We start from the raw sequence: 25,793 nt of genomic DNA, 5'->3' as shown, positions 1-25,793 counted from the left end.
GGGGAATATCCTGGAACGGGCGATGACCGATCATCAGCTATCTTGCGCACACTTGCCTGCCGCCGGAGAAGCGGCAGGCTCATTCATCAGTTATCGAGGTCCCAGGGGCACTGCTTGACCAGCCCCTCTTTGCCGCTGGCGACGATCGCCTGCTGCACCATCCGTTTGTAGCGATTCTTGATATGGGCGGGCAACGCGGGCACCAGCAGCCGCTCGTCAAACTCAGGCAGCGGGCGATCCGGCAGCACCGCCTGCTCCTGTGGGCTGAGGGGTGGCCGGGAGGCAATATTGCTGGCCGAAATGGTGGGCGTGCCCACCAGCATCTGGCGTTGCAGCGGCGCGCTCAGCAGAAAATCCACCAGCAGGTAGGCGGCCTTGAGCCGTGCAGGATCATCGCCAACATGACGGGCGATGGAGATCGCATCGAGGGCATAGATGGCCCCCTCCTGCACCATGGCGATCCGCCACTGCTGCTCGTTCTGCTTGTTGCACTCCACCAGCTCCAGCCCCCAGGTGGTAGCAAAGGTCTGCTGGCGCAGATCCTCACAGCGGTTGGCCTGATTGAACCAGAAGCCACGACTGGCTCGCAGCCGCTGCGAGAGCTGCAGCTCCACCTCTTGCTGCAAGGTCTTGTCGGCCAGCATCTCGCCGCTGGCAAACAGGGCGGGCGACTTGCCAAGGGAGAGCAGCACCGAAAAGAGCAGCGGCTCGAACTGGTCGCAGAACTCGGCAAACTGACCCGGCGGCGAGCTGTTGGCGAGCACCTGCCAACTGGTGGGCACTTGCGGCACCTGCTTGCTGTCATAGGCGAGGCTGAACATGGCGTAGGAGAAGGGCACCGAGTAGTTGCGCTCCCCCTGCTTGTCATACTCGGTGTTCTTGAGGGCGGGTTTCACCTCGGCGTAGTGCTGCAGGCGACTGAAATCGATGGGGAGTAACAGCTTGAACAGCGGCTGGTGATGGGCCTTGTAGAAGTAGCTGGTCGGCAGCACCACATCGGCGCTGCGGGTGCGCAGGGAGCGGTAGACGCTGTCGAAATCGGTCAGCAGCGGCTCGATCCGGCTGACCGTCGCCTCCACCCCATGGGCTTTGGCGTAGTCGGCAAACTGTTGTTCATAACCCGCAGGCAGATAGCCCCACTCCAGCAATTTGAGCTGAACCGGGGCCGCCAGCGCCGGGGTCACCCCCAACAACCAGCAAAGAGGCAGTAGACGCATGGCCGGGCACTCCTGACAGGTAAACCTTGTTGGAGTATAGGCCCATGCGTCGACTCGTCAGGCCACCAGCTCGGCCCCCATGCTCGCCAGAATGGAGAGGCTGACCACCGCAAACAGCACGCCGGTCACCAGATTGAGCGGCCGCTGCACCCGCAGCAGCAAGCGCTGGGCACGATCGGTGGAGAGGCTCCACGCCAGCAGCCCGAACCAGCAGAGGGAGATGATGAAGAGCTCACCCACCAGCAGGCTGCGGGTCATCCCGTCCACCTCTGGCGTCACCATGGCGGCCAGCAGACCGATAAAGAAGACCAGCGCCTTGGGGTTGAGCAGGTTGGTGGCAAGGCCTGTGCGCACACCCCTGCCCCAGCCGCGCAGCTCGTTGGCGGCACTGGCCATCACGGTACTACTCTGCTGGCGAGCCGCCATCAGGGCGCCCCACCCCAACCAGCCCAGATAGAGGGCGCCGCAGCACTTGATCACCATAAACAGCAGCGGGTGACTGGCGATCAGCATGCTGATCCCGGTCAGGCTCAGGGTGGCGTGCACCATGATCGCCAGCGAGATGCCCAGCGCCGCGCCAAGGGCGGTCGGCCGGTGCAGGCTGGTGCGCAGGATCAGGGCGAAATCGGGGCCGGGGCTGGCCAGTGCAATCAGGTGCATCAGGCCGAGGGTAACGAACAGACTGGTCAGCATAACAACTCTCGCTTTAACGACGGAGAGCCAGCATGGCGGATCAGCGGGGGGCGCGGCTTGTAAAAGATTGCATCTGGGCACGAAATTCGGCGGGCGTCAGACCGAATGCCTGGCGAAAACCGTGGTGGAAGTGACTCTGATCGAAGAAGCCGACCGCCAGCGCCACCTCGCTCACCGCCATCCCGCTCGCCAGCAGCCGCTTGCCCTGCTCTAGCCGCAGCCGTTTCAGCCAAGCGTAGGGGGTCATGCCGCTGCGCTTCTTGAACTGGCGCAGGAAGGCGAAACGGTCGAGCCCGAGCAGCCCCGCCAGCTCTTCCAGCGAGTGGGGCTCGTCGAGGGCAGCCATCAGGTAGTCGCGCAGGAATCGCAACTGGGGATCGGCAAGCTGGTGTACCTCGGGGGCCAGATGCAGCAGCTCCCCCAGCAGGGCGAGCAACTGGCTCTCGATCAGCAGGCCATCGGCCTTGGGGTTGTCGAGATAGCCGTGTAGCTGGGCAAAGCCCTGATAGAGGTCGGGGCGGCTCTGCAATCCCTTGTCGAAGAAGGGTTCCGGCTGCTCCGGCAGCCAGAGCGCCAGCTGCAGCGGATCGATGGCGAAGACCCGCACCTCGTACCCTTCCGGCAGCAGGCTGAGGCCGTCGTGCACCTCGTCCGGGTTAACGGTAGAGAGCACCCCGCGCACCAGATGGTGACTGTTCCCCTTGTGGATAAACTTCTGGCCACCCCGCTGCACCAGCCCGATATGGTAGTCGAGATGGACATGGCGGCCGTAGCTGAACGCCCTGTGGTGGGAGTGTGACAGCTCGACCCCCGGCAGGTGCGGGGATTGCCAGTAGCGGATAAGGGAATCGGTGGTATTCATGGGTTATAGATACACCAGAAGCGGGCCTTGGACTTGTAGATTATTGCACGCAACCCCCTCTCAACGCCCCCACAGCCGCGGGGTTGGTTCCACCAGCGAGGCGAGCGGCACCCGCTCCACCATCTGACGCATACGCTGCACCAGCTCGGGATTGCCATCCCCCAACGACTTGTTCAGCACGATATGCACCTGCAGTGGGGTGACCGGCAGGTAGATGAGGCGGGTCGCCGCAGGAAGCTTGGCACGAAAATGGTTGGCGGAGATATCGTTGGAGAAGAGCGCGGCATCAATCCGCCCACGCAGCAACTTCTGCATGTTGCCATGCTCCCAGCTGAGCTGGGAGAGGGTGTCGATGTGGATCTGCGGATGCTGCAACAGCAGCGGCACGATCGCCTGACTCGACCAGCCGATGGTGGTGCCGAAGAGATCTTCCTGCCGCTCGACCGAGTGAAGTCGCGATGGCACCAGTACCACCAGCACTGGCCACAGCAGCAACAGGTGGGGGTCGATATAGCGAAAGTGACGAGCACGCTCGGGACTGTAACTCAGCAGCGGGGTCAGATCGCACTCGCCGCTCTCGAGGTTGCTGAGCAGCCGCGCCACATTGAGCCCCTGCCACTCGATGGTATGCCCGATCGCGGGTTCGATATGACTGCGAAAGTAGTCGATCACCGGCCCGGAGACCTTGCCCTGCTGATCGATGGTGACCAGCGGCGCCAGCTGGAAAACGCATCCCCGCAGTGGCGCGTTGATCGCCACGGCCTGGCTGATGGTCATAAGAGGGAGAAGAAGTGCCGATAGCAGTAATGACAAACGCGTGCCCGAACGAGAGATGCCCATAGGTGCCGACCCGATGCCCTGATAGCCATCAGCATGGCACAAGGCAAATGAGCGGGCTATCCGCTCCCGCCGCGCTTCGACCTCTTGCGCCCCCGACTCCCATGACCAATGGGCCCCGTTTTATTGAAGTGAAAATCAATAATTCCGCTGCTTTGATGGATTTTGGTCTCTTGAGATATAGTGCGGCCCCATTCATTAAACCGGCGGATGAGCGCCCCGCCGGACAGGTAGATTCATGAGACTGTTTTTGCTGTTGTTGTCGTTGTTTGCTGCGACCGTAAGTTCTGATGAAAAGCCGCGCCTGCCCTATTACGACTGGGGTCGCTGCCCGTTTGAGGGTTGTACCTATCAGGCGTGGACCACCAAGCAAGAGGTGATCGTCAGAGCCGAGCCATCCCTGACGGCCAAAGCGCTGTTCCGGCTACCCCGCGGCCAGCAGGTGGAAGGGCTGACCGGGGTCGTCATTACCGAACAACCGGGGATCGTCGAGATACTCAGATCGGTCAAGCTGGGCTATAGCAAGGAGGGCAAAGGGCCGCTGTTGAATATGAAGGCAGGGGAAAGGCTTTATATCCTCGGCGGACTGGGCGAAGGCAATAGCCTGTTCTGGTACATGGGCAAAACCTACATTCTCGATTATGACTATGCGCGCAAAGAGATCAGATACGGCCGGTCACCGCAGAACCAGTGGTGGGTAAAAATTCGGGACAAGCAGGGGCGTGAGGGTTGGGTTGCCGAAGCCAAAAACTTCGCCCATATGGACCGTTTCGAATAGTGACAGCCAGCCCCCCGAGATAGGGGAGCTGGCCGTGGATGACTCACTGCTTGGGTTGCAGCTTCATCTCTTGCAGATACTCCAGCACCTGGGTTTTGTAGTCCGCCTGATAGGAGAACTTGGTGCTGTCGCACGCCGCGATCAGGTTCACAGCGGTGCAGAACAAGGTGGCCGCCAGCAGCCCCTTGCCAACCCACTGCGGATGACGACGGCTCCAGCGCACCAGCAGCAGCAGGATCGGAAACAGGGCGTAGGGGAAGATCAGCATCAGGTGCCAGTAGTTGAAGATGATGGGCGAGAGCGCCGCACTCACCAGTACCGCCAGCACCGCCGCCAGCGCATAGAGGCCGAGCCAGCTTTCACCATCCACTGGAGCATGGTCGCTGCGCAGCAGACGCGGCTTGAGTTCGCGCCACAGCTGCCAGTTGGCCTTGGCCGCCAGCAACACAGTTGCGGAACCCACGCCGTAAATCACGATGCGCCACACCCAGATCGCTACCATCTGCAGGTATTCGTGGCCTGCCAGCCAGATGAACTGAGTGTCGTTGACCAGCTTGCTGGCAAACAGCCAGGAGCCGTAGCGCAGCCAGTAGAGCACTGATTTCAGCACCGGATAGACGTGCACCAGCCCCCAGCCGATATAGCGCTGGCGTGCCTCGGGATCGACGTTCTGGGTAATATGGCTGTTGCTCATCACTTCCATGGCATAAGGGATCAGGGAGGCACCGATCAGCAGGGCAGCCACCACCACCCCGCTCCAGCTCACCTTGAGAATGCGGCGCCAGAACAGATAGGTGGACATTACCGCCAGCAGCGGCCAGGAGTAGTGCAGCTGCATCGCCATGCCGATGGCCAGCAGGTGAACAATCATGTGCCAGAAGGAGGCCCGCTCGCGCATATGCCAGGCAGACCAGCAGTGCATGGCCGAGAAGAGGAACAGATAGGAGGGGTTGTAGAGCAGACTCTCGTACTGGAACCAGGGGTTGAGCCAGCAGATCACCAGAAACAGCAGACGCACCCTGTCATCAAACACCTGACGGATCACTGCATCAAACAGCAGGAATCCGACCAACCGCATCGCCAGCAGCAACACCATGGGGGAATAGGGAGAATCCCACAGCAGCAGCGGCCCGCCGATCAGCCAGGCCGACAAACTCCCCGGCACATTGCCCACCGCACTCGCCGCATTGCCATAGCTGAGCCAGACCCCCTCATAGGCCCCAAGGTAACCTTTGTAGAGCATCTGGGTCTGATCGCCGGTGAGCTTCTGTAAATTCGAATATAATATGCTGATCAAGAGACCAATAAACATCACACCGAAATAAAATAATTTATTTTTTTTTATGATAGAAATCGCTTCACCCACTGTTTGAATCTACTTTCAAAATCATCAACAGAAAGCGAGTTTACACCACGACCACTCAAATCCTTAGTAAAAACAACATCAGCCTTCTCATTATTTGGATGCCAGTTTAAAAAATTTTGATCTGGCTCACCACTTTTAGAATTATAAATTGCCAATGTTGGTAAATTCAGACCGGAAGCGATGTGTATCGTAGCAGTATCTACGGATACCAACCCAATTGACATTCGTAGCTGAGAGAATAGTGACTCAATTGACACGTCCTCTGGCGGTAAACAAAAAACTCGTCCAGGATCTATGGTTTTAGCTATCATATGTTCAATTACCTTAACTTGATCACGCATACCTAACAATACGATAGAAAAACCCGTTTCTCTTAGCATGAAATCGCACAGAGAAATTATCAACTCAGAGTTCATTCTTCGAGATGACCCACTCCCATAAGGATTAAAACAAATAGTATTGCTCTTTTGTGGCCACCGATATGAACTTATTTTATTTTCAACTAATGGGAAGTCAGGAATGATATATTTCGCATCAACATTAAAAAATCCAATTCCATTTAAAAAATAAACAAACTTCTCACTAAAATGCATTTCTGATGTAACTTGACCAAGTTTAATATTTATTAAATCAAGGTCATCATCCATCCCCGCAATGCATGTTGTAGAGAGCTTACTTAGAAAATAAATGTCTCTCATTTTTAGCTTCTCACCAAAATGAAGAGCATAATCGACAAAACCTATTTTCTCTGCCAACAGACGCAACTCTCTATAAGAAGGCCGTTTTTTTATAACAAAAACATCACCTCCCCAAATATTCTCATACAATTTCTGTATGTTAGAATTGCAAATTACTATAAGTTGATTGTTTTTATTCTCTTTTTTAATCTCCCTATATAACCAAGAGCAAACTATAGAATCCCCTAGTTTGGCATCCCAACGAATAACCAGAAATTTTTTCCCATTACCTCTAGATATTGAAAGATTATGTTTGTTACAATTTCTCTCTTTATCAAACAGTATTCTTGCCAGACGCCGTCTAAATAAATCTCGCCCTATGAAAAATTGATCTTTAATAGTCTTAAATAGCCGAAATTTCATTTTAATCAACTGCCTTTTTTTCTATTCCCCACGGGGTGAAATACTCCCCTGATTTAACAACAGATGCATATATCTCATCATTAACTCGATCTCTAGGAAGCTCTTTATGATACATGTGAACCTGATTAGCCAAATAAAAAATATTTTTGCATCTAAAACCAGCCAACTTCAATCTGAATTCAACATCAGTATCTTCTCCGACCCCCGCAGCCTCATACCGCTCATCGAATCCATTAATATAAGTCAAATCTTTCTTGTAAAGAGAAAAATTACATCCAACAACCCCTTTGTTTTTCCTATTCAACCATCTACTCAAAAATCGATTAGTAATTCTCATCCCTTTCTCTATATTTTTCCCTTTCCCAAGAAAAATATATTCTGCAAGCATAAAAAATACGTTCTCTTTAAAAAATGACTCTGGCCTGACAAGTGTTATTTTCTGACTAAATGATGGTGACAAGTCCGCCCTTCTTCCATTTAAAAAACAACCAACCTCTGCATTTTCCAAATGATCACGAACGAAGTTAACTTGTGGAATGCAATCTCCATCAATAAATATTATGTACTCATTTGATGCAAGTAACACAGCCTGATTAAGTATCTTGTTTTTTCTAAAACCTTTATCTTCATGCCATACATGCTTTATATGATAACTAAATCCTGTCTGAATAGACTTTATTTCTGAAACAACATCTTCCCTGGAGCCATCATCAGCAATAATAACCTCAAAGTTATCTTCAAACTGATTGTTAAGAGCTGACAGAATAATTTTCAATGCTTTTAAATTATTGTAAAAAGCTATAATAACACTAGCTTTCATGCTCTCACCTTATGGTTATCAACATTATATTGCTCAACCTCCGAGTAGGCTAATGCAACAACAAAGAAAAATATGTAGGTTTGAAACTCAAGATAATTTGTATAGAAAACACCCAAAATTAAAAATGGAGCAATTAATATGCAACCCTTAATGAGAGATTCTTTCTTATAAAAAAGATACACAATGAAAATTAATGAGCCATAGAAAAACAACGTATACAAAAAACCCATTTTATTTGCCGAATCAAGATAAGAATTATGCAAGTCATTTAAGGAGTAATTACCTTGCGTTAATTTTATCAGATCCTCAGTATTCGAAATTTTGTTCAAATAGGCCGAGTATTCTGTCTGAAACTTATTGAACCCTATACCAAATAGAAACTTTCGAGGATAATGTGATAAATTTTCATGCAGAAGAGAAACGCCATTCCCCCACATGAGAATACGGCTAAAGTTAGAATAATCCTTGCTTGTAGTCTCAGTTACAGATGTAGCCCTTCCCGCTACAGCATTAAATTGTGAGGGCATTGCTAGATAAAGAGAAAAAATCAACACACATGCAACCGGAGTAAAAACATACAACATTTTCCGATTCATAAAGATCATATACACCACAAGGGAAAATGATGCAGCAATCCAACCAGCACGACCGCCAGATATTATAAGACTCAAGAAAGTCACAAACAAAAATAATCCAATGACAATTTTCTTTGATGCCGTCATATCATCAGACAATTTTGGCAACATAAATGCAAAGACAAACGTTGTGATCTCAGCCCACCGACCTATATCCCAGAACCCACCAAATCGCTCACCACTCCAAGTATGTGGAAGCAGAACAAATGCTTGGACAAAAGACCATAATACAGATAGAAGAAAACCCAACATCGATATCGAGAATGCTAATCGTCTATTTTTATTCTCTCGCAAAGAAATAACTAAGGCCGGGAAAACCAATAAAAACATCCCCTTATAAAAAAAATGACCTATATCCACAAAGGAAGCAGGAGATATTATTTTCGCGAAGACCCCGAATAGGAACACCGCGATTGGCCCCCATAAAACAACATCGCGTTTCACCACATTATAATATTCTCTGTCAAAAACACATCGCCCAATAAAAAACACTATCATTAGTGCCGATGAAATATAAATAGCTGGCTTACTAGTAAATATGGAAGCAGCAAACAAACAAAGTAAATATCTTTCTATTTTTTTGTAATTCATTTTTTTCTCTTTCATTTTCTAAAAACATAATTCCCGCGGATCTTGCGCCACAGCCCGAATACATCAGTACGGGGGAAGATAGCGATCCGGCGGATCTGGTAGGGGTCCTGGTGCATCGCTTTGGGGCCGCTATTGGTAGCAACGGCAAAACGATACCCGGCAGCGATAGCCTGCTCCTTGGCACTCTCGTTCATATCTCCGTAAGGGTAGGCAAACGAGAGCAACGGATGGCCAAGCAGGGCCTCCAGTTGGCGTTTATTCTCCTGAATTTCATGGGCTTGTTGTTCGGGTGTGAGCTTGCTCAAGCGGGGATGGGTCAGGGTATGACCACCAATTTCCACATGACCGCTGGCGGCCAGCGCCTTGACCTGCTCACCACTCATCAATGAGACCTTGGTATCCGGATTGGTCGGATGATCCACATCCCAACGGTTATAACCTTCGCCGGTGACCACGTACACCACAGCTTTGTAACCATATTTTTCCAGCAGTGGCAGCATGCGGGTCAGGTTGTCCTGATAGCCGTCATCGGCGGTGATCATCAGGTACTTCTTGCCGTATTGCAGACGGTGGATAAAGCCTTTGTCCGCCAAATCGCGGAAAGTCAGGGTCTCGTAGCCGAGCCACTTCATCAGGCGCAGATGCTTCTCGAACATGGTGATCGGCATCCAGGTGCCGTGCACCCCTTTCTCGCTATCCTGTTCGATAAAGCGGTGGTACATGATGACGGGCATCTCGCGGCGCAGGGTTTCGACTACGGCATCCTGATAGATGGTTTCGAGGCCAGATACTACCCCCTGCAAGCCATACTCATCCTGAATGCGCTGCCGAATGACTTCCGGCACCGTCTTGCTGGCCAGGGCGGTCTCGATTTCTCCCTTCAGGGCAGCAAAATCGATAGCCAGATCCTTGGGGCCGATATCGCCAAAATTACTCGCCAGGGCATCATCCAGATTCTGTTCGGTCACCAGACCAATGGCCCTGGCTTCACCAATGGCAAAGGCGGGCCGACCACAGAGCAGTGCTTCCATCGCAACCCGACCGGCGCCGATCACCAAATCGCTGCCAGCCAGCAGAGCAGGCACATCATCGACATAACCGACAAACTCGGTACGATCTTCGAAACGGGCAAAGCGCTCCGGCACCTTGGTACCGCTGACAATCCGTACCTTGCAGGCATCCAGATCGAGTACTTCGTCGAGCAGGCGGTAGCAAAGCTCCCCTTTGGGACCGCTCAAACGGCCAATGATGGCAATCACCGGCTTTGGGTTGTCCGGCGCTGGCACAAGCTGGAATTTGTCGGTTTCGATACCGTTGCGCAGCACCTGCACGATCGCGGGATCCACCCCCAGATTGTCGACAATCTGATGGGCAATATCCTCACAAACGGCAACCGCCCTAAGCCCAAGGGCATGGAATGCTTTGCGCGAAGCGTGCACCGGCTGGCGACCATGAACCGTGGTAATCATCGGGGTGCCAGTCAGTTTGCAAGCGACATAGCTGCTCCAGCCGGAGGCGCGGGAGTGAGCATGCACCAACTGGATATGGTGCTTCTTGATGAGATAGATGAGGTAAAAGACGTGCCAGAAGCGGCGCAGAATGCTGCGCTTGTTGAATCTCAGCTTGAAGACGGGACCAAGCGTCGGCTTGGTCAGGGTATCAGAAACATAAAAGACGTTGTGACCACGCCGGGTCAGTTCGTTACCGACCGTGGTGGCATAGACCTCAGCTCCCGTTACCTCGAGCTGGGAGAGTGCCATCAATATATTCATCGCGCGGTTACCCGGTAGAGAAGAGAGGAATGGCAAGCAGCCACAGAGACCAGAAACCGGAAGCAGGCGAGTGCCCACTTCCGGTTTTGCGCTCAAACTGCCGCGTTGTGCTCACCCGTTAGCGGTTGAGCCAGGCCATGTAATCCGCTACCCCTTCGGCAACGGTTTTAAACTCGGCGTCATAACCCACGCTGCGCAGCTTGGTCATGTCAGCCTGGGTGAAGCTCTGGTAGCGACCCTTGAGGTGATCCGGGAAGGGAATGTACTCAATGGCTCCCTTCTGATGATGCTTGATCACTGCTTCGGCCACGTTCTGGAACGGCTCGGCACGGCCGGTACCGCAGTTGAAGATGCCGGAGTGCTGCGGGTTCTGCCAGAACCAGAGGTTTACCTTGCAGACATCGTCGATATAGATGAAGTCACGCATCTGGCCACCGTTCGGGAAGCCATCGCAACCTTCGAACAGCTTGGGATTCTCACCCTTCTTCACCTGGGTATTGAGGTGGAAGGCGACGGAAGCCATGGAGCCTTTGTGCTGCTCGCGCGGGCCGTAGACGTTGAAGTACTTGAGGCCGACAACCTGAGAGTTGATCTCCGGCATCCAGCGGCGCACGTACTGGTCAAACAGCTGCTTGGAGTAGCCGTAGACGTTGAGCGGCTGTTCGAACTTGGGATCTTCGATGAAGTTGTCATTGCGGCCACCGTAGGTCGCGGCAGAAGAGGCGTAAATAAACGGGATTTCACGCTCGATGCAGTAGTGGAACAGATCCTTGGAGTACTCGTAGTTGACCTCCATGATGAACTTGCCGTTCCATTCGGTGGTGGCAGAGCAGGCACCTTCGTGGAAGATCACCTCGATGCCGTTGTCCCACTCTTCAAACTCGTCACCGGAGACGATCCGAGCCTGAAACTCGTCTTTGTCCATGTAGTCAGCGATGGTCAGATCGACCAGGTTGACGAACTTGGTGCCGTCGGTCAGGTCATCAATGACCACGATATCGGTCCGTCCTTGAGCGTTCAGCTGCTTGACCAGATTGCTGCCGATAAAGCCAGCACCGCCAGTTACTACGATCATGGAGTTTGCCTCTCGTACGTTGATGGCTACATGTGACTGCTTGTTAAAGCTGTGTATAGTGAGCCAATTTGAAATTGCCGAAAAGTTTATCACGGGCCGTCCGGGGATTCGACCTTGTTCAAAACTGCCCCGAGCGGAACCTGTTGGAGGAATGAGTGATGAAAACCAGAGACAGGATCATTCACAGCGCGACCGAGCTGTTCAACGATCAGGGTGAACGCAACATCACCACCAACCATATTGCGGCGCACATGGGCATCAGCCCGGGCAACCTCTACTACCACTTCCGCAATAAAGAAGACATCATCCACTCCATCTTCGACCAGTATGCCCGCCACCTGAGCGAGAGCTTCGTCCCGACCCGCAACCGTGAGATCACCCTGCAGGATCTGATGGGCTATCTGGATGCCATCTTCTATCTGATGTGGCAGTTCCGCTTCTTCTACGCCAATCTGCCGGACATCCTGAGCCGTGACGAACCGCTGCAACAGAAGTACCTCAAAGCCCAGGAACAGATGCGCTCCTCCGTGGTCGCGCTGCTCAGAAGCCTGCGCGAAGGGGGCATCATAGATGTCAGCGATGAAGACCTGCCGGATCTGGGACAGACCATCAAGATGGTGGTGACCTGCTGGATCCCCTTCCAGATTGCCCAGGCCCCCAACACCCGCATCACCAAACCGCTGCTCTATCAGGGCGTGTTGAAGGTGCTGTTCCTGCTGCGCCCTTATGTGCAACCCCAGGTGGCCGGACAGATCCAGCAGCTGGAACAGCACTACCGTCAGCTGGCCCAACCAGCAGGGTGAGATCTGTTTCACATTTGTTGAATATCAGCACAATCATTTGAATTTACCGCAACAGATTGCAGTAAAATGTCGCCCTCTGTTGATACGCAGCTGAAATAGCCACTAAGGATCGAGGATGTCTAACGGATTCTATCGTCACCTGACCGAGCAACTGAACCAGGTGCAAGCTGAAGGGTTGTACAAGCAGGAGCGCATCATCACCTCCGCCCAGCAGGCCAGCATCGCCGTCGGCGGTGAGCAGGTACTGAACTTCTGTGCCAACAACTATCTGGGGCTGGCCAACCACCCGAATCTGATCGCTGCCGCCCATCAGGGACTCGACAGCCACGGCTTCGGCATGGCCTCGGTGCGCTTCATCTGTGGCACCCAGGACCAGCATAAAGCGCTGGAGCAGAAGATGTCTGCCTTCCTCGGCACCGAAGATACCATCCTCTACTCCTCCTGTTTCGATGCCAACGGCGGCCTGTTCGAGACCCTATTCGGCGCCGAAGATGCCATCATCTCCGATGCCCTCAACCACGCCTCCATCATCGACGGCGTGCGGCTGTGCAAGGCCAAGCGTTATCGCTACGCCAACAACGACATGGCCGAACTGGAAGCCCAGCTCAAACAGGCTGACGCCGATGGCGCCCGCTTCAAGCTGATCGCCACCGACGGCGTCTTCTCCATGGATGGGGTCATCGCCGACCTCAAATCCATCTGCGATCTGGCCGACAAATACGATGCGCTGGTGATGGTGGATGACTCCCACGCCGTCGGCTTTATCGGTGAAAATGGTCGTGGCACCCACGAATATTGCGGTGTGATGGATCGGGTCGACATCATCACCGGCACCCTGGGCAAGGCGCTCGGCGGCGCGTCCGGTGGCTATACCTCCGGCAAGAAAGAGGTGATCGACTGGCTGCGTCAGCGCTCCCGCCCGTACCTCTTCTCCAACTCGCTGGCCCCCTCCATAGTCTCTGCCACCATCAAGGTGATCGACATGCTGGCGGAAGGTCACGACCTGCGCGCACGTCTGAAAGAGAACAGCCGTTACTTCCGCGAGCGGATGAGCGCCGCCGGCTTCACTCTGGCTGGCGCCGACCACGCCATCATTCCGGTGATGCTGGGGGATGCCAAGCTAGCCTCCGAAATGGCGAGCCGCATGCTGGCAGCCGGCATCTATGTGGTGGGCTTCTCCTTCCCGGTCGTGCCCAAAGGTCAGGCGCGTATTCGCACCCAGATGTCTGCCGCCCACACCCGCGAGCAGCTGGACAAGGCGATCGACGCCTTTATCCGCATCGGCCGTGAACTCGGCGTTATCTGATTTGAATCAAGGGGCTGCAGCCCCTTTTTTTAGCATTCATATTGAAGGAACAGCCATGAAAGCACTCTCCAAACTGCACAAAGAGGTCGGCATCTGGATGACGGATGTGCCGGCCCCCGAGCTCGGCCACAACGACCTGCTGATCAAGATCCGCAAAACCGCCATCTGCGGCACCGATATCCACATTTACAACTGGGACGAGTGGTCCCAGAAGACCATTCCGGTACCCATGGTGGTCGGCCACGAATATGTTGGGGAAGTGGTCGCCATCGGTCAGGAGGTGCGCGGCTTCGCCATCGGCGATCGGGTCTCCGGCGAAGGGCATATCACCTGCGGTCACTGCCGCAACTGCCGCGCCGGGCGCACTCACCTCTGTCGCAACACCATTGGCGTTGGCGTCAACCGCCCGGGTGCCTTTGCCGAGTATCTGGTGATCCCCGCATTCAACGCCTTCAAGCTGCCGGACAACATCCCGGACGAGCTGGCCGCCATCTTCGACCCGTTCGGCAATGCGGTGCACACCGCCCTCTCCTTCGATCTGGTGGGTGAAGATGTGCTCATCACCGGGGCAGGCCCCATCGGCATCATGGCTGCCGCCGTCTGCCGCCATGTGGGTGCGCGCCACGTGGTGATCACCGATGTCAACGAATACCGGCTGGAGCTGGCCCGCAAGATGGGCGCCACCCGCGCGGTCAACGTGGCCAAGGAGAAGCTGGCCGACGTGATGAGCGAGCTGGGCATGACCGAAGGCTTCGACGTGGGGCTGGAGATGTCCGGCGTCCCGAGCGCCTTCCAGGAGATGCTCGACAAGATGAACCACGGCGGCAAGATCGCCATGCTTGGCATCCCCCCCTCCACCATGGCCATCGACTGGAACAAGGTGATCTTCAAGGGGCTGTTTATCAAAGGGATCTATGGCCGCGAGATGTTCGAGACCTGGTACAAGATGGCCAGCCTGATCCAGTCCGGGCTGGATCTCTCCCCCATCATCACCCACAGATTCCATATCGACGAATTCCAGCAGGGGTTCGATGCGATGCGCTCCGGCCACTCCGGCAAGGTGATCCTGAGCTGGGATAAATAGGCCGTTTCACCCCTTGGTTAACCGAAACCCGGCGAATGCCGGGTTTCTTTTTATCTCCACCGCCCGAATTGCCGTGATATCGGCCAAAACTTTGTACGCAGAGTGTTTAACACTTCACACACAAGCGTTTAAATGGCTGTAACTATTCGGTTATAATCCCGTCGTTTACATGGATAATAAAAGACTGCTGGGAGTATATGAGCGTGTTGAAAAAACTGAGCTATTTGCTGGCTGTCGGGATGACGGCCGCCAGCTTGTCTGGGGCAGTGCTTGCTGCCGATGAGATGTCACCGGAGGCCATTGCCGAGCGGATCAAACCAATCGGTCAGGTCTATACCGCCAAGGATCTGGAAGGTATTGCCGGCGCGAGTGCTGCACCGACGGCGGCCGCCTCTTCCGGTCCCCGCGATGGCGAAACGGTATACAAGGGCGCCTGCTTTGCCTGTCACGACACCGGCGCCGCTGGTGCCCCCAAACGGGGTGACAAGGCCGCCTGGGATCCTCGCATCGCCCAGGGCATTGATACTCTCAAGAAACATGCCATTGAAGGCTTTACCGGCAAGTCCGGCATGATGCCTCCGCGCGGCACCTGTGCGAACTGTAGTGATGAAGAGATTGAAAACGCCATCCACTACATGATCGACAAGCTGTAAGTATTTGAAAGGGCCGCAATTGCGGCCCTTTCAATCTATCGGCTTCCGACTACTCTTGTAAGGTAGACATATCGGGAGTTGCACATGTCGGCCCAATCCATCGAACCCCACTACTCAACTCCTCTGTTGGCGTTGGTCTCTGCCATTATGGACTTCCCGGCGCCACAAACCGCCACGTCTGACGATTACGATGCCCTGATCCAGCAGATTGACCAACTCTGCCCGCTGCAACATTTCGGCATGCTGGGCCTCTCCGATACCGGTCTGAACTGGCTTTACGCCTACAAGGTCAGCGACATCTTCAAGCAACAGCTGGGCCGTGAGCAGTCCCGCATCACCGATCAGCTCACCCAGCTGGATGAAGCCGAAGGGTGGTGCGTCTTCCCCATTGAGCATGGCCAGATACAGTGGTTGCTGGCTCGCGGCACCCCTGCCGACCTGCCAACCCTGCGTCTGCTGCTGGAGTGTCTGGCCAAACGGCTGACCGAAACCCAGGCGGGATCCCATCTCACCGAGCTGCCTTCGCCGCTAATCCGCAAAGACCCGAACTGGAAAAAGAAAATCGAGAGCATCAGCCGCATCATGCGGCTCGCCAATACCCTGCCGGCCCAGGCGCTCTTCTCCCAACTGGAAGCTGTACTGCGTCAGATGCTCACCATCGAGGACATGCTGCTGGTCAGGCTAACCAGTCAGAAGCTGGAAAAGATCTACCCTGCCCATCCCCATCAGGGAGACGAGTTCATCAGCGGCTTGTGCCACAGCACCAGCAATATCGAGGTGAGCAGGGAGTCACGCTACTGGCACAGCATGCCGCTGCGGCTGCAACAACAGTACTTCGCCCACTTCATCATCAGCACGGCTCAACCGCTGGAGACCGACGACAAGCTGTTTCTCGACTTCCTGCGTGGTCAGCTCACCCTGCTGCTGGAGCTGAGACGGATCCGCCAGCAGCTCAACGACATCAATACCGAAGACTCCATCAACCAGCGGCTGCAACAGCTGCGTCAGACCAACCTCAGGCTGCAAAAGCAGCTCAAGCAGCATCAGGAGCTGGAACGGCGGCTGCAATTCGATGCGCTTCACGACCCGCTGACCCAGCTGCCCAACCGCGCGCTGTTGATGAACCACCTCAACCACGCCATGACCCACTACAACCGCTACAAATCGCCGGGATTTGCGGTGATATTCATCGATGTGGATCACTTCAAGCAGATCAATGACACCCTGGGCCACAGCGCTGGGGATCAGCTGCTCAAGGAGGTCAGCCGCCGCCTGCAAACCTGTATCCGGCAAAATGATCTGGTGGCCAGACTGGGGGGCGACGAGTTTGTCATCTATCTGGACAGCAGCAAGAGCGACGATGACATCAGCCCGGTGCTCAACCGCATTATCAGCCGTCTCTCCTACCCTTTCCGGCTACTCGGCAACGAGCTGAGCATTACCGTCAGCCTTGGGGTATCGAGCGTATCCGAGCAAACCTCAGATATCAGCCAGCTGCTCCATCAGGCCGATTTGGCCATGTATCAGGCCAAACGCAATGGTCGCAGTCGCATCGTCAGCTACTCGGATGATTGCATCAACCAGAACTGGAATTCGCCGGAAGAGATGCTGGCCAGAGCCCTGCGGGAGGGGCGTATCGTCCCCTACTTCCAGCCGGTGATCCGGCTGCAGGATAGCCGCCTGACCGGACTGGAGGTGATGGCGCGCTGGCTGACCGAGGAAGGGATTCTGAAGGATGCGTTCGACTTTATTCCGCTGGCGGAGCAGTGCGGCCTGATTCTGGAGCTGGATTACCAGATCCTGCGCCACACCTGCCAACAGCTGAAGAACTGGCTGCCAATCTCCGGGCAGGGCAAGTTCAAGATCGCCATCAATCTGTCGGGCAAGCATCTGGTCAACCATGACCACATCATGCGGCTGATGGGAATTATCGAAGAGGAGGGGGTCGCCCCCGGCTATCTGATTTTTGAATTCAACGAGCGGGAGCTGTCGCGGCAAGATTCCGATGCGCTGGCATCCCTGCATGACCTGAGGGCCAAGGGTATCCAGATCAGCCTCGATGATTTCGGCACCGGCTTCTCTTCCCTCAACGCCCTGTTCCACTTCCCGGTGGATTACATCAAGGTGGATGACAGCTTTACCCAGCGGATGCTGCAATCACCCAAAGATTTGGCGCTGATCCGCGCCATGCGGGATATCTGTCAGGATCTCGATTACACCCTGGTGGTCGAGGGGATCGAGAACCAGCAGCAGTTGCAGAAGCTGATTGATATCGGCTGCCGGATGGGGCAAGGGCGCTATATCTCACCGCCCATGCCGGGAGCAGACATAGTACCGCTACTGACCCCGGCAAATCCTTAGGATTAATCCTTCTTGAACAGCGCCCGCAGGTTGGCAACACCAACCTGCCCCTTCTGCTGGCGCTCCTCGGCAGTCACCTTCTTCTGGTTTTCCCCTTGGGGATAACTCAAGAAGTAGAGAAGAATCGCCCTACCCCTTTTTCAAATTATGTTGTGCTCTTATCTGAGCAAGAGCATCCAAACCTCTTTGCTGACGCTCTTCAGGGCTGACTACTTTTTTATTCTCCCAATCCAGATCATCCTGCGGCAGCTCCAGCAGGAAGCGGCTCGGCTCGGGCCGTACCGACTCGCCAAACTGGCGCCGCTCCTTGCAGAGGGTAAAGGTCAGCTCGGTCTGGGCCCGGGTGATGCCCACGTAGGCGAGGCGCCGCTCCTCCTCTACGTTGTCCTCGTCGATGCTGGTCTGGTGGGGCAGCAAGCCCTCCTCCATCCCCACCATATAGACATAGGGGAACTCCAACCCCTTGGAGGCATGCAGGGTCATCAACTGCACCTGATCCGCATCGTCCTCCCCCTCGTTGCGCTCCATCATGTCGCGCAGGGTGAGGCGAGTGACCACCTGAGCCAGCGTCATCGACTCCTCCAGCTCATCCCCCTCCAGCATCTCGGTGATCCAGCGATAGAGGGTGGAAACGTTCTGCATCCGCATCTCGGCCGCTTTCGGGCTGGGCGAGGTCTCGTAGAGCCACTCTTCGTAATGGATCTCCTTGATCATGTCCCGCACCGCCTCCACCGGATTACCACGCAACGCCTGATCGCCAAGGCGAACCAGCCAGTTGGTGAAGGCCTGCAAAGCAGTCAGGCCCCGCCCGGAGAGATGCTGTTCCAGCCCCAGTTCGAAGCTGGCAGCAAACAGGCTCTTGCCGCGCTGATTGGCATACTGACCCAGTTTTTCGAGGGTAGTGGGGCCAATCTCGCGGCGCGGAAGGTTGACCACCCGCAGGAAGGCGGTGTCCTCGTCCGGATTCACCAGCAGCTTGAGGTAGGCCATGATGTCCTTGATCTCGGTGCGGGAGAAAAACGAGGTGCCGCCGGAGATACGGTAAGGAATCCGGTTAGTCATCAGCGCCTTCTCGAAGATGCGCGACTGATGGTTGCCCCGATAGAGGATGGCGTAATCCTTGAACCGGGTGCGGTTCATAAATTTGTGGCCCATCATCTCGGCGGCGATCCGCTCCGCTTCGTGCTCTTCGTTCTTGGCGAACAGCACCTTGAGCTTCACCCCCTCATCCAACTCGGAGAAGAGCGCCTTGTCATAGACGTGCGGGTTGTTGGCGATCAGGATGTTCGCGCACTTGAGGATCCGCCGCTTGGAGCGGTAGTTCTGCTCCAGCTTGATCAGCTTGAGGCTGGGGAAATCTTCGCTTAGCAGCACCAGATTCTGCGGCTTGGCACCGCGCCAGGAGTAGATGGACTGGTCATCATCCCCTACCACGGTAAAACGTGCACGCTCGCCGACGATCTGCTTCACCAGCTCGTACTGGCTGGTGTTGGTGTCCTGATACTCATCGACCAGCAGATAGCGGATCTTGTTCTGCCAGCGCTCGCGCACCTCCTGATTGCTCTTGAGCAGCAGGGTCGGCATCACGATGAGGTCGTCAAAATCCAGCGCGTTATAGGCCACCATCTGGCGGTGATAACGCTCGTAGAGCTGGGCCATCAACACCTCTTCCGGCCCGCGAGCGATGCGCATGGCGCGGGCTGGCAGGATAAGGTCGTTTTTCCAGTTGGAGATTTGGCTGATAAGGGCCGAGAGCTTGTCCTTGTCGTTGTCGAGCTCGTCTTCAGTCAACTCTTTCAGCAGCGCCAGCTGGTCGGTGTCATCGAACAGGGAGAAGTTCGCCTTGAGATTCAGGCTCTTGTGCTCCCGACGAATGATATCGAGACCCAGGGTATGGAAGGTGGAGACCATCAGCCCCCGCGCCTCCTTGCGACCCAGGGTCTGGCCGACCCGCTCCTTCATCTCCCGCGCCGCCTTGTTGGTAAAGGTGACCGCAGCGATGTTGCGCGCACTGTAGCCGCACTGCTGCACCAGATAGGCAATCTTGTTGGTGATGACGCGGGTCTTGCCCGATCCGGCACCCGCCAGCACCAGGCAAGGGCCGGAGACATACTTGACCGCTTCGTTCTGATTGGGGTTGAGCTTCATGGGCCGGATCTCTTGGCTTATGATGAGGGGCGGCATTGTACCAGAAATCACCCGACGAGCCGTACCTGCTGCACGGCAGGCAACCGCCAATCGGGCTTATCGCGCCTTGTGTTCGGGCGCTATTTTCAGGATCATGGCCGACCTTTCGAGATGATGACTTTTTCCAGATGATGAGGGGAGCATGAATCAGCAACAGCACGACCAACTGCGCAGCCAGTTTCCGGCCTTGACGCAGGAGGTAAACGGCCACCCTCTGGTCTATCTGGACAACGCCGCCACCACCCAGAAACCGCAAGCGGTACTGGATGCCATCGCTCACTACTATCGGGCCGACAACGCCAATGTGCACCGTGCCGCCCATGCTCTGAGTGGCCGCGCTACCCGCGCCTTTGAGGCTGCCCGCGAGACGGTCGCCCGCTTTATCAATGCGCCCCGCAGCCACGAAGTTATCTGGACCCGTGGTACCACAGAAGCGATCAATCTGGTAGCCCAGAGCTGGGGGATGAGCGAGCTCAAAGCGGGGGACGAGATCATCCTCAGCACGCTGGAGCACCACGCCAATATCGTCCCGTGGCAGCTGGTCACCCAACGCACAGGCGCAGTCATCCGGGTTATCCCACTCGATAAGCGGGGCGATCTCGATCTGGCCGCCTATCACGCCATGCTGGGGCCACGTACCCGGCTGGTGAGCGTGGCCCACGTATCCAATGCCCTTGGCACCGTCAATCCAGTCAAAGAGATGGTGGCAGCGGCCAAGGCAGCTGGCGCCGTGACACTGATCGACGGCGCCCAGGCGGTGGCTCATCTCGAGGTGGATGTGCAGGCCATCGGTTGCGACTTCTACGTCTTCTCCGGTCACAAGCTCTATGGCCCGACCGGCATAGGCGTGTTGTGGGGCCGCACCGAGCTATTGGAACGGATGCCGCCCTGGCAAGCAGGTGGCGAGATGATCGATCGGGTCAGTTTCAGCGGCACCACCTTCAATACCCTGCCCTTCAAGTTCGAAGCGGGCACTCCCCATATCGCTGGCGCTATCGGCCTCGCTGCCGCCATCGACTTTGTGATGGCGCAAGATAGGCAATGGCTCGACCAGCATGAGCAGGCCCTGACCGACTATCTGGTCGCTGGCCTTCAGCAGGTGCCGGGGCTGCGTCTGATCGGCGAACCCGGCCAACGCGCCGGTTCGGTCTCTTTCCTGCTCGACGACATCCACCCGCAAGATGCTGCTACCCTGCTCGATATGCAGGGGATCGCCCTGCGAGTCGGCCATCACTGCGCCATGCCGTTGATGGAGTCGCTCGGGATCGGCGGCACGATGCGCGCCTCGCTGGCCTGCTACAACAATCGGAACGATGTCGACGCCCTGCTGGCCGCCCTGCACAAACTCAGTGACTTCTTCTAAGGCAGACAACCGAATGAGTGACCTCGCAAGCTATACCCAGATTGGCCTTGAGCCCAACGCCGACACCATCCGCCAGCAGTTTGCCGCCGCTCATGGCTGGGAGAACCAGTACCGGCTCATCATCCAGCTCGGCAAGCAGCTGCCAGCGCTACCCGCCGAATGGCAGCAGGAGGAGTTCCGCCTCAAGGGGTGTGAAAGCCAGGCCTGGCTGAAGGGAGAACAAAGCGAGGATGGCTGCTGGCACTTTGCCTGTGATTCCGATGCCCGGATCGTGCGGGGCCTTATCGTCATCGTGCTGGCGGCACTCAACCACCAATCGTCTGCGGCGATCCAGGCATTTGATATGGAAGGGTATTTCACCGAACTGGGACTTGAGAAACACTTGAGCCCGTCACGAGGTAACGGGCTCAGAGCTATCGTGCTGGCGATCCGGGAACAGGCTGTCTAACCCGCTCTGTTCAGTGGTCGATTAGGCTTCACCAATCGACCCTGCATCTTCATTCCCGCTCTCTTTCTCGGCGCGGGCCCCCCGCTCGGCAATCTTCTTCAATACCCGGGACGCGGCAACCAGCCCGAAGGTTGCCGTCACCGGCGTCACGGCGCCAAAACCGGAGGCGCAATCCATCTTCATGGTGCCATCGCTGGCCGCCTTGGCCTGACAGGTGCCACCATTACCATCCGGATAACTCAGCTGCTCGGTTGAGAAGACACACTCCACCCCGAATTTGCGCGCCGGATTCTTGCTGAAATTGTGCAACCGGCGCAGGTCGGAGCGCACCTTTGCCGCCAACGGGTCTTGAATAGTCTTGGCCAGATCGGCCACGGTGATCTGGGTCGGATCCATCTGCCCGCCAGCACCACCGGCCACAATTACCGGTATCTTGTTGCGCTTGCAGAAGGCAATCAGCGCCACCTTGGCCTTGACCGAGTCGATGGCGTCCACCACATAGTCAAACTCTCGCTTGATATGCTCGGCCAGGTTGTCGGCGGTGACGAAATCGTCCACCTCGATCACTTCGCAATCCGGATTGATGGCGCGAATGCGCTCGGCCATCACCTCGGTCTTGAGGCGACCAACCGTACCCTGCATAGCGTGGATCTGGCGATTGGTGTTGGTGATGCAGATATCATCCATGTCGATCAGGGTGATCTGGTTGATGCCGGCGCGGGCCAGCGCCTCGGCCGCCCAGGAGCCCACGCCACCGATCCCCACCACACAGACCTTGGCCTGGCTAAAGGAACGCAGTGCGCTCTGACCATAAAGACGGGCAATGCCCCCGAATCGCTGTAGATATTCTGCTTTCATACCACCACCTTGCTTGAGGGCGGCCATTATAACGACAACCAACGCCAGCGGCGATGGCAGAACCGGAGAAAATAGGGGAGGAAAAACAGGGAAAACGGCAGAGAAGAGGGAATAAAAGGTCAATATTAAGGCGATTTACTGAATTGTAGGCAATAAAAAACCCCGCTCGATGAGCGGGGTTCTTAAATTGGGTGCCTGGCAGTGTCCTACTCTCGCATGGCGAATGCCACACTACCATCGGCGCTACCGCGTTTCACTTCTGAGTTCGGCATGGGATCAGGTGGTTCCACGGCGCTATGGCCGCCAGGCAAATTCTTAATCCAGAAAGCTGACGTGAGTAGTGATGTTGCGCTTGGCTTGTCACTATCACTGAATTTGAGTAGTTCGTTCTATTTGCTACAAGCCTTAGAACACTTCTTGGGTGTTGTATGGTTAAGCCTCACGGGTAATTAGTATGGGTTAGCTCAACACGTCGCCGCGCTTACACACCCCACCTATCAACGTTGTGGTCTCCAACGGCCCTTTAGGACCCTCAAGGGGTCAGGGATGACTCATCTCAGGGCTCGCTTCCCGCTTAGATGCTTTCAGCGGTTATCGATTCCGAACTTAGCTACCGGGCAGTGCCACTGGCGTGACAACCCGAACACCAGAGGTTCGTTCACTCCGGTCCTCTCGTACTAGGAGCAACTCCCTTCAATCATCCAACGCCCACGGCAGATAGGGACCGAACTGTCTCACGACGTTCTGAACCCAGCTCGCGTACCACTTTAAATGGCGAACAGCCATACCCTTGGGACCGACTTCAGCCCCAGGATGTGATGAGCCGACATCGAGGTGCCAAACACCGCCGTCGATATGAACTCTTGGGCGGTATCAGCCTGTTATCCCCGGAGTACCTTTTATCCGTTGAGCGATGGCCCTTCCATTCAGAACCACCGGATCACTATGACCTACTTTCGTACCTGCTCGACCTGTCCGTCTCGCAGTTAAGCTGGCTTATGCCATTGCACTAACCTCCTGATGTCCGACCAGGATTAGCCAACCTTCGTGCTCCTCCGTTACTCTTTGGGAGGAGACCGCCCCAGTCAAACTACCCACCAGGCACTGTCCGCGGCCCAGATTCATGGGCCTGCGTTAGAACATCAAACATACAAGGGTGGTATTTCAAGGACGGCTCCAGCGCAACTGGCGTCACGCCTTCAAAGCCTCCCACCTATCCTACACATGTAGGTTCAATGTTCAGTGCCAAGCTGTAGTAAAGGTTCACGGGGTCTTTCCGTCTAGCCGCGGGTACACCGCATCTTCACGGCGAATTCGATTTCACTGAGTCTCGGGTGGAGACAGCATGGCCATGGTTACACCATTCGTGCAGGTCGGAACTTACCCGACAAGGAATTTCGCTACCTTAGGACCGTTATAGTTACGGCCGCCGTTTACCGGGGCTTCGATCAAGAGCTTCGCTTGCGCTAACCCCATCAATTAACCTTCCGGCACCGGGCAGGTGTCACACCCTATACGTCCACTTTCGTGTTTGCAGAGTGCTGTGTTTTTGATAAACAGTCCCAGCCATCTGGTCACTGCGACTCCCAACTGCTCCATCCGCAAGGGACTTCACTGTCAAGAGCGAACCTTCTCCCGAAGTTACGGTTCTATTTTGCCTAGTTCCTTCACCCGAGTTCTCTCAAGCGCCTTGGTATTCTCTACCCGACCACCTGTGTCGGTTTGGGGTACGATGACTTGTAATCTGAAGCTTAGAGGCTTTTCCTGGAAGCAGGGCATCAATGGCTTCCACACCGTAGTGTGTTCGTCTCGTGTCTCAGTGTTGTGTCTCCGGATTTGCCTAGAAACACCACCTACGCACTTTCACCAGGACAACCGTCGCCTGGCCCACCTAGCCTTCTCCGTCCCCCCATCGCAATTACAAGTCGTGCAGGAATATTAACCTGCTTCCCATCGACTACGCCTTTCGGCCTCGCCTTAGGGGTCGACTCACCCTGCCCCGATTAACGTTGGACAGGAACCCTTGGTCTTCCGGCGAGGAGGCTTTTCACCCCCTTTATCGTTACTTACGTCAGCATTCGCACTTCTGATATCTCCAGCATACCTCTCGATACACCTTCGCAGACTTACAGAACGCTCCCCTACCACTCACACATAAGTGTGAATCCGCGGCTTCGGTGCCTGGTTTGAGCCCCGTTACATCTTCCGCGCAGGCCGACTCGACTAGTGAGCTATTACGCTTTCTTTAAATGATGGCTGCTTCTAAGCCAACATCCTAGCTGTCTGAGCCTTCCCACATCGTTTCCCACTTAACCAGAACTTTGGGACCTTAGCCGGCGGTCTGGGTTGTTTCCCTCTTCACGACGGACGTTAGCACCCGCCGTGTGTCTCCCGGATATTACTTACTGGTATTCGGAGTTTGCATGGGGTTGGTAAGTCGGGATGACCCCCTAGCCCAAACAGTGCTCTACCCCCAGTAGTATTCGTCCGAGGCGCTACCTAAATAGCTTTCGGGGAGAACCAGCTATCTCCGAGTTTGATTGGCCTTTCACCCCCAGCCACAGGTCATCCCCTAACTTTGCAACGTTAGTGGGTTCGGTCCTCCAGTTGATGTTACTCAACCTTCAACCTGCCCATGGCTAGATCACCCGGTTTCGGGTCTACACCTTGCAACTAGACGCCCAGTTAAGACTCGGTTTCCCTACGGCTCCCCTATACGGTTAACCTCGCTACAAAATGTAAGTCGCTGACCCATTATACAAAAGGTACGCAGTCACCCCGAAGGGCTCCCACTGCTTGTACGTACACGGTTTCAGGTTCTATTTCACTCCCCTCACAGGGGTTCTTTTCGCCTTTCCCTCACGGTACTGGTTCACTATCGGTCAGTCAGGAGTATTTAGCCTTGGAGGATGGTCCCCCCATATTCAGACAGGATGTCACGTGTCCCGCCCTACTCGATTTCACATCAAGGTTGTTTTCGTGTA

The 25,793-nt window shown here is 55.4% G+C and carries 20 protein-coding genes and 2 rRNA genes (1 of these 22 cut by a window edge); 8 read left to right on the top strand and 14 right to left on the bottom strand.

Annotation, left to right across the window (positions count from 1 at the left end; genetic code table 11):
- Positions 1-86: 86 nt before the first annotated feature.
- Genes ACTG19_RS13460 through ACTG19_RS13445 form a run of 4 tightly spaced genes read right to left on the bottom strand, consistent with a single transcriptional unit; the run spans position 87 to position 3,549 of the window.
- Complete coding sequence (locus ACTG19_RS13460; RefSeq protein WP_439989161.1) at positions 87-1,217, bottom strand: ABC transporter substrate-binding protein; 1,131 nt, start codon at positions 1,215-1,217, stop codon at positions 87-89.
- Between the two features lie 57 nt (positions 1,218-1,274).
- Positions 1,275-1,910: a LysE family translocator gene (locus ACTG19_RS13455; protein ID WP_058059345.1), complete on the bottom strand. Its 636-nt coding sequence runs from the start codon at positions 1,908-1,910 to the stop codon at positions 1,275-1,277.
- A gap of 40 nt (positions 1,911-1,950) precedes the next feature.
- Positions 1,951-2,772 carry an AraC family transcriptional regulator gene (locus tag ACTG19_RS13450; RefSeq protein ID WP_439989160.1) on the bottom strand — a complete coding sequence of 274 codons (822 nt, stop codon included), beginning with the start codon at positions 2,770-2,772 and terminating at the stop codon, positions 1,951-1,953.
- Positions 2,773-2,832: 60 nt separating this feature from the next.
- Positions 2,833-3,549, bottom strand: coding sequence for a substrate-binding periplasmic protein (locus ACTG19_RS13445; RefSeq protein WP_113740200.1), 717 nt, complete (start codon positions 3,547-3,549; stop codon positions 2,833-2,835).
- A gap of 298 nt (positions 3,550-3,847) precedes the next feature.
- Here ACTG19_RS13445 and ACTG19_RS13440 point away from each other — a divergent pair, with 298 nt between their 5' ends.
- Complete coding sequence (locus ACTG19_RS13440; protein WP_113740201.1) at positions 3,848-4,387, top strand: hypothetical protein; 540 nt, start codon at positions 3,848-3,850, stop codon at positions 4,385-4,387.
- Positions 4,388-4,430: 43 nt separating this feature from the next.
- Here ACTG19_RS13440 and ACTG19_RS13435 read toward each other — a convergent pair whose 3' ends face one another.
- The 6 genes from ACTG19_RS13435 to rfaD form a co-directional block, all read right to left on the bottom strand.
- Positions 4,431-5,630, bottom strand: coding sequence for a 3-deoxy-D-manno-octulosonic acid transferase (locus ACTG19_RS13435; RefSeq protein ID WP_113740215.1), 1,200 nt, complete (start codon positions 5,628-5,630; stop codon positions 4,431-4,433).
- A gap of 98 nt (positions 5,631-5,728) precedes the next feature.
- Positions 5,729-6,853, bottom strand: coding sequence for a glycosyltransferase family 9 protein (locus tag ACTG19_RS13430; protein ID WP_113740202.1), 1,125 nt, complete (start codon positions 6,851-6,853; stop codon positions 5,729-5,731).
- Position 6,854: 1 nt separating this feature from the next.
- Entirely contained in the window at positions 6,855-7,673 is an 819-nt protein-coding gene (locus tag ACTG19_RS13425; protein WP_113740203.1) for a glycosyltransferase, read from the bottom strand.
- The gene (locus tag ACTG19_RS13420) at positions 7,670-8,899 is read right to left on the bottom strand and encodes an O-antigen ligase family protein (protein WP_162628438.1); all 1,230 of its coding nucleotides are present in this window, start codon (positions 8,897-8,899) and stop codon (positions 7,670-7,672) included. The genes ACTG19_RS13425 and ACTG19_RS13420 overlap by 4 nt, the downstream gene beginning before the upstream one ends.
- 11 nt (positions 8,900-8,910) lie before the next feature.
- The gene (locus tag ACTG19_RS13415) at positions 8,911-10,671 is read right to left on the bottom strand and encodes a polysaccharide deacetylase family protein (protein ID WP_113740205.1); all 1,761 of its coding nucleotides are present in this window, start codon (positions 10,669-10,671) and stop codon (positions 8,911-8,913) included.
- A gap of 118 nt (positions 10,672-10,789) precedes the next feature.
- Complete coding sequence (gene rfaD / locus ACTG19_RS13410; RefSeq protein WP_005340846.1) at positions 10,790-11,746, bottom strand: ADP-glyceromanno-heptose 6-epimerase; 957 nt, start codon at positions 11,744-11,746, stop codon at positions 10,790-10,792.
- Positions 11,747-11,904: 158 nt separating this feature from the next.
- Here rfaD and ACTG19_RS13405 point away from each other — a divergent pair, with 158 nt between their 5' ends.
- The 5 genes from ACTG19_RS13405 (at position 11,905) to ACTG19_RS13385 (ending at position 17,953) form a co-directional block, all read left to right on the top strand.
- Positions 11,905-12,549, top strand: a complete 645-nt coding sequence (locus ACTG19_RS13405) for a TetR/AcrR family transcriptional regulator (protein WP_005340848.1) — start codon at positions 11,905-11,907, stop codon at positions 12,547-12,549.
- A gap of 115 nt (positions 12,550-12,664) precedes the next feature.
- Complete coding sequence (locus ACTG19_RS13400; RefSeq protein ID WP_136502380.1) at positions 12,665-13,855, top strand: glycine C-acetyltransferase; 1,191 nt, start codon at positions 12,665-12,667, stop codon at positions 13,853-13,855.
- Positions 13,856-13,910: 55 nt separating this feature from the next.
- Positions 13,911-14,939, top strand: coding sequence for an L-threonine 3-dehydrogenase (gene tdh / locus ACTG19_RS13395; RefSeq protein ID WP_005340852.1), 1,029 nt, complete (start codon positions 13,911-13,913; stop codon positions 14,937-14,939).
- Positions 14,940-15,136: 197 nt separating this feature from the next.
- A complete protein-coding gene (locus ACTG19_RS13390; RefSeq protein ID WP_041234042.1) occupies positions 15,137-15,592 on the top strand; it encodes a c-type cytochrome in 456 nt (151 codons plus the stop codon).
- A gap of 84 nt (positions 15,593-15,676) precedes the next feature.
- Positions 15,677-17,953 (top strand): putative bifunctional diguanylate cyclase/phosphodiesterase, encoded by a 2,277-nt coding sequence (locus tag ACTG19_RS13385; protein WP_421318693.1) that lies wholly within the window; start codon positions 15,677-15,679, stop codon positions 17,951-17,953.
- A gap of 129 nt (positions 17,954-18,082) precedes the next feature.
- Here the strand turns inward: ACTG19_RS13385 and rep are convergent, their stop codons facing one another.
- Positions 18,083-20,101, bottom strand: a complete 2,019-nt coding sequence (gene rep, locus ACTG19_RS13380; RefSeq protein WP_199427811.1) for a DNA helicase Rep — start codon at positions 20,099-20,101, stop codon at positions 18,083-18,085.
- Between the two features lie 181 nt (positions 20,102-20,282).
- Between rep and ACTG19_RS13375 the strand changes: the two genes are divergently transcribed.
- Positions 20,283-21,503: a SufS family cysteine desulfurase gene (locus ACTG19_RS13375; protein WP_439989159.1), complete on the top strand. Its 1,221-nt coding sequence runs from the start codon at positions 20,283-20,285 to the stop codon at positions 21,501-21,503.
- Between the two features lie 13 nt (positions 21,504-21,516).
- Positions 21,517-21,951, top strand: a complete 435-nt coding sequence (locus ACTG19_RS13370) for a SufE family protein (protein WP_058056434.1) — start codon at positions 21,517-21,519, stop codon at positions 21,949-21,951.
- Between the two features lie 21 nt (positions 21,952-21,972).
- Here ACTG19_RS13370 and tcdA read toward each other — a convergent pair whose 3' ends face one another.
- The 3 genes from tcdA to ACTG19_RS13355 all read right to left on the bottom strand — a co-directional run.
- The gene (gene tcdA, locus ACTG19_RS13365; protein ID WP_439989158.1) at positions 21,973-22,809 is read right to left on the bottom strand and encodes a tRNA cyclic N6-threonylcarbamoyladenosine(37) synthase TcdA; all 837 of its coding nucleotides are present in this window, start codon (positions 22,807-22,809) and stop codon (positions 21,973-21,975) included.
- A 193-nt stretch (positions 22,810-23,002) separates the two neighbouring features.
- A 5S ribosomal RNA gene (gene rrf / locus ACTG19_RS13360) occupies positions 23,003-23,117 on the bottom strand.
- Between the two features lie 120 nt (positions 23,118-23,237).
- Positions 23,238-25,793 (bottom strand): 23S ribosomal RNA (locus tag ACTG19_RS13355) (it continues 334 nt past the right edge of the window).

The organism is Aeromonas sp. 3P (assembly GCF_051919745.1).
Lineage (GTDB): Bacteria > Pseudomonadota > Gammaproteobacteria > Enterobacterales > Aeromonadaceae > Aeromonas > Aeromonas veronii.
The sequence above is the reverse complement of the archived record's forward strand: the minus strand, read 5'-3'. Positions and strand labels throughout refer to the sequence as shown.

Bases quoted from the DNA above. Each gene is read 5' to 3' on its own strand.
- ACTG19_RS13460 (WP_439989161.1), bottom strand. From the start codon at position 1,217: ATGCGTCTACTGCCTCTTTGCTGGTTGTTGGGGGTGACCCCGGCGCTG.
- ACTG19_RS13455 (WP_058059345.1), bottom strand. From the start codon at position 1,910: ATGCTGACCAGTCTGTTCGTTACCCTCGGCCTGATGCACCTGATTGCA.
- ACTG19_RS13450 (WP_439989160.1), bottom strand. From the start codon at position 2,772: ATGAATACCACCGATTCCCTTATCCGCTACTGGCAATCCCCGCACCTG.
- ACTG19_RS13445 (WP_113740200.1), bottom strand. From the start codon at position 3,549: ATGACCATCAGCCAGGCCGTGGCGATCAACGCGCCACTGCGGGGATGC.
- ACTG19_RS13440 (WP_113740201.1), top strand. From the start codon at position 3,848: ATGAGACTGTTTTTGCTGTTGTTGTCGTTGTTTGCTGCGACCGTAAGT.
- ACTG19_RS13435 (WP_113740215.1), bottom strand. From the start codon at position 5,630: ATGCTCTACAAAGGTTACCTTGGGGCCTATGAGGGGGTCTGGCTCAGC.
- ACTG19_RS13430 (WP_113740202.1), bottom strand. From the start codon at position 6,853: ATGAAATTTCGGCTATTTAAGACTATTAAAGATCAATTTTTCATAGGG.
- ACTG19_RS13425 (WP_113740203.1), bottom strand. From the start codon at position 7,673: ATGAAAGCTAGTGTTATTATAGCTTTTTACAATAATTTAAAAGCATTG.
- ACTG19_RS13420 (WP_162628438.1), bottom strand. From the start codon at position 8,899: ATGAATTACAAAAAAATAGAAAGATATTTACTTTGTTTGTTTGCTGCT.
- ACTG19_RS13415 (WP_113740205.1), bottom strand. From the start codon at position 10,671: ATGAATATATTGATGGCACTCTCCCAGCTCGAGGTAACGGGAGCTGAG.
- rfaD (WP_005340846.1), bottom strand. From the start codon at position 11,746: ATGATCGTAGTAACTGGCGGTGCTGGCTTTATCGGCAGCAATCTGGTC.
- ACTG19_RS13405 (WP_005340848.1), top strand. From the start codon at position 11,905: ATGAAAACCAGAGACAGGATCATTCACAGCGCGACCGAGCTGTTCAAC.
- ACTG19_RS13400 (WP_136502380.1), top strand. From the start codon at position 12,665: ATGTCTAACGGATTCTATCGTCACCTGACCGAGCAACTGAACCAGGTG.
- tdh (WP_005340852.1), top strand. From the start codon at position 13,911: ATGAAAGCACTCTCCAAACTGCACAAAGAGGTCGGCATCTGGATGACG.
- ACTG19_RS13390 (WP_041234042.1), top strand. From the start codon at position 15,137: ATGAGCGTGTTGAAAAAACTGAGCTATTTGCTGGCTGTCGGGATGACG.
- ACTG19_RS13385 (WP_421318693.1), top strand. From the start codon at position 15,677: ATGTCGGCCCAATCCATCGAACCCCACTACTCAACTCCTCTGTTGGCG.
- rep (WP_199427811.1), bottom strand. From the start codon at position 20,101: ATGAAGCTCAACCCCAATCAGAACGAAGCGGTCAAGTATGTCTCCGGC.
- ACTG19_RS13375 (WP_439989159.1), top strand. From the start codon at position 20,283: ATGAATCAGCAACAGCACGACCAACTGCGCAGCCAGTTTCCGGCCTTG.
- ACTG19_RS13370 (WP_058056434.1), top strand. From the start codon at position 21,517: ATGAGTGACCTCGCAAGCTATACCCAGATTGGCCTTGAGCCCAACGCC.
- tcdA (WP_439989158.1), bottom strand. From the start codon at position 22,809: ATGAAAGCAGAATATCTACAGCGATTCGGGGGCATTGCCCGTCTTTAT.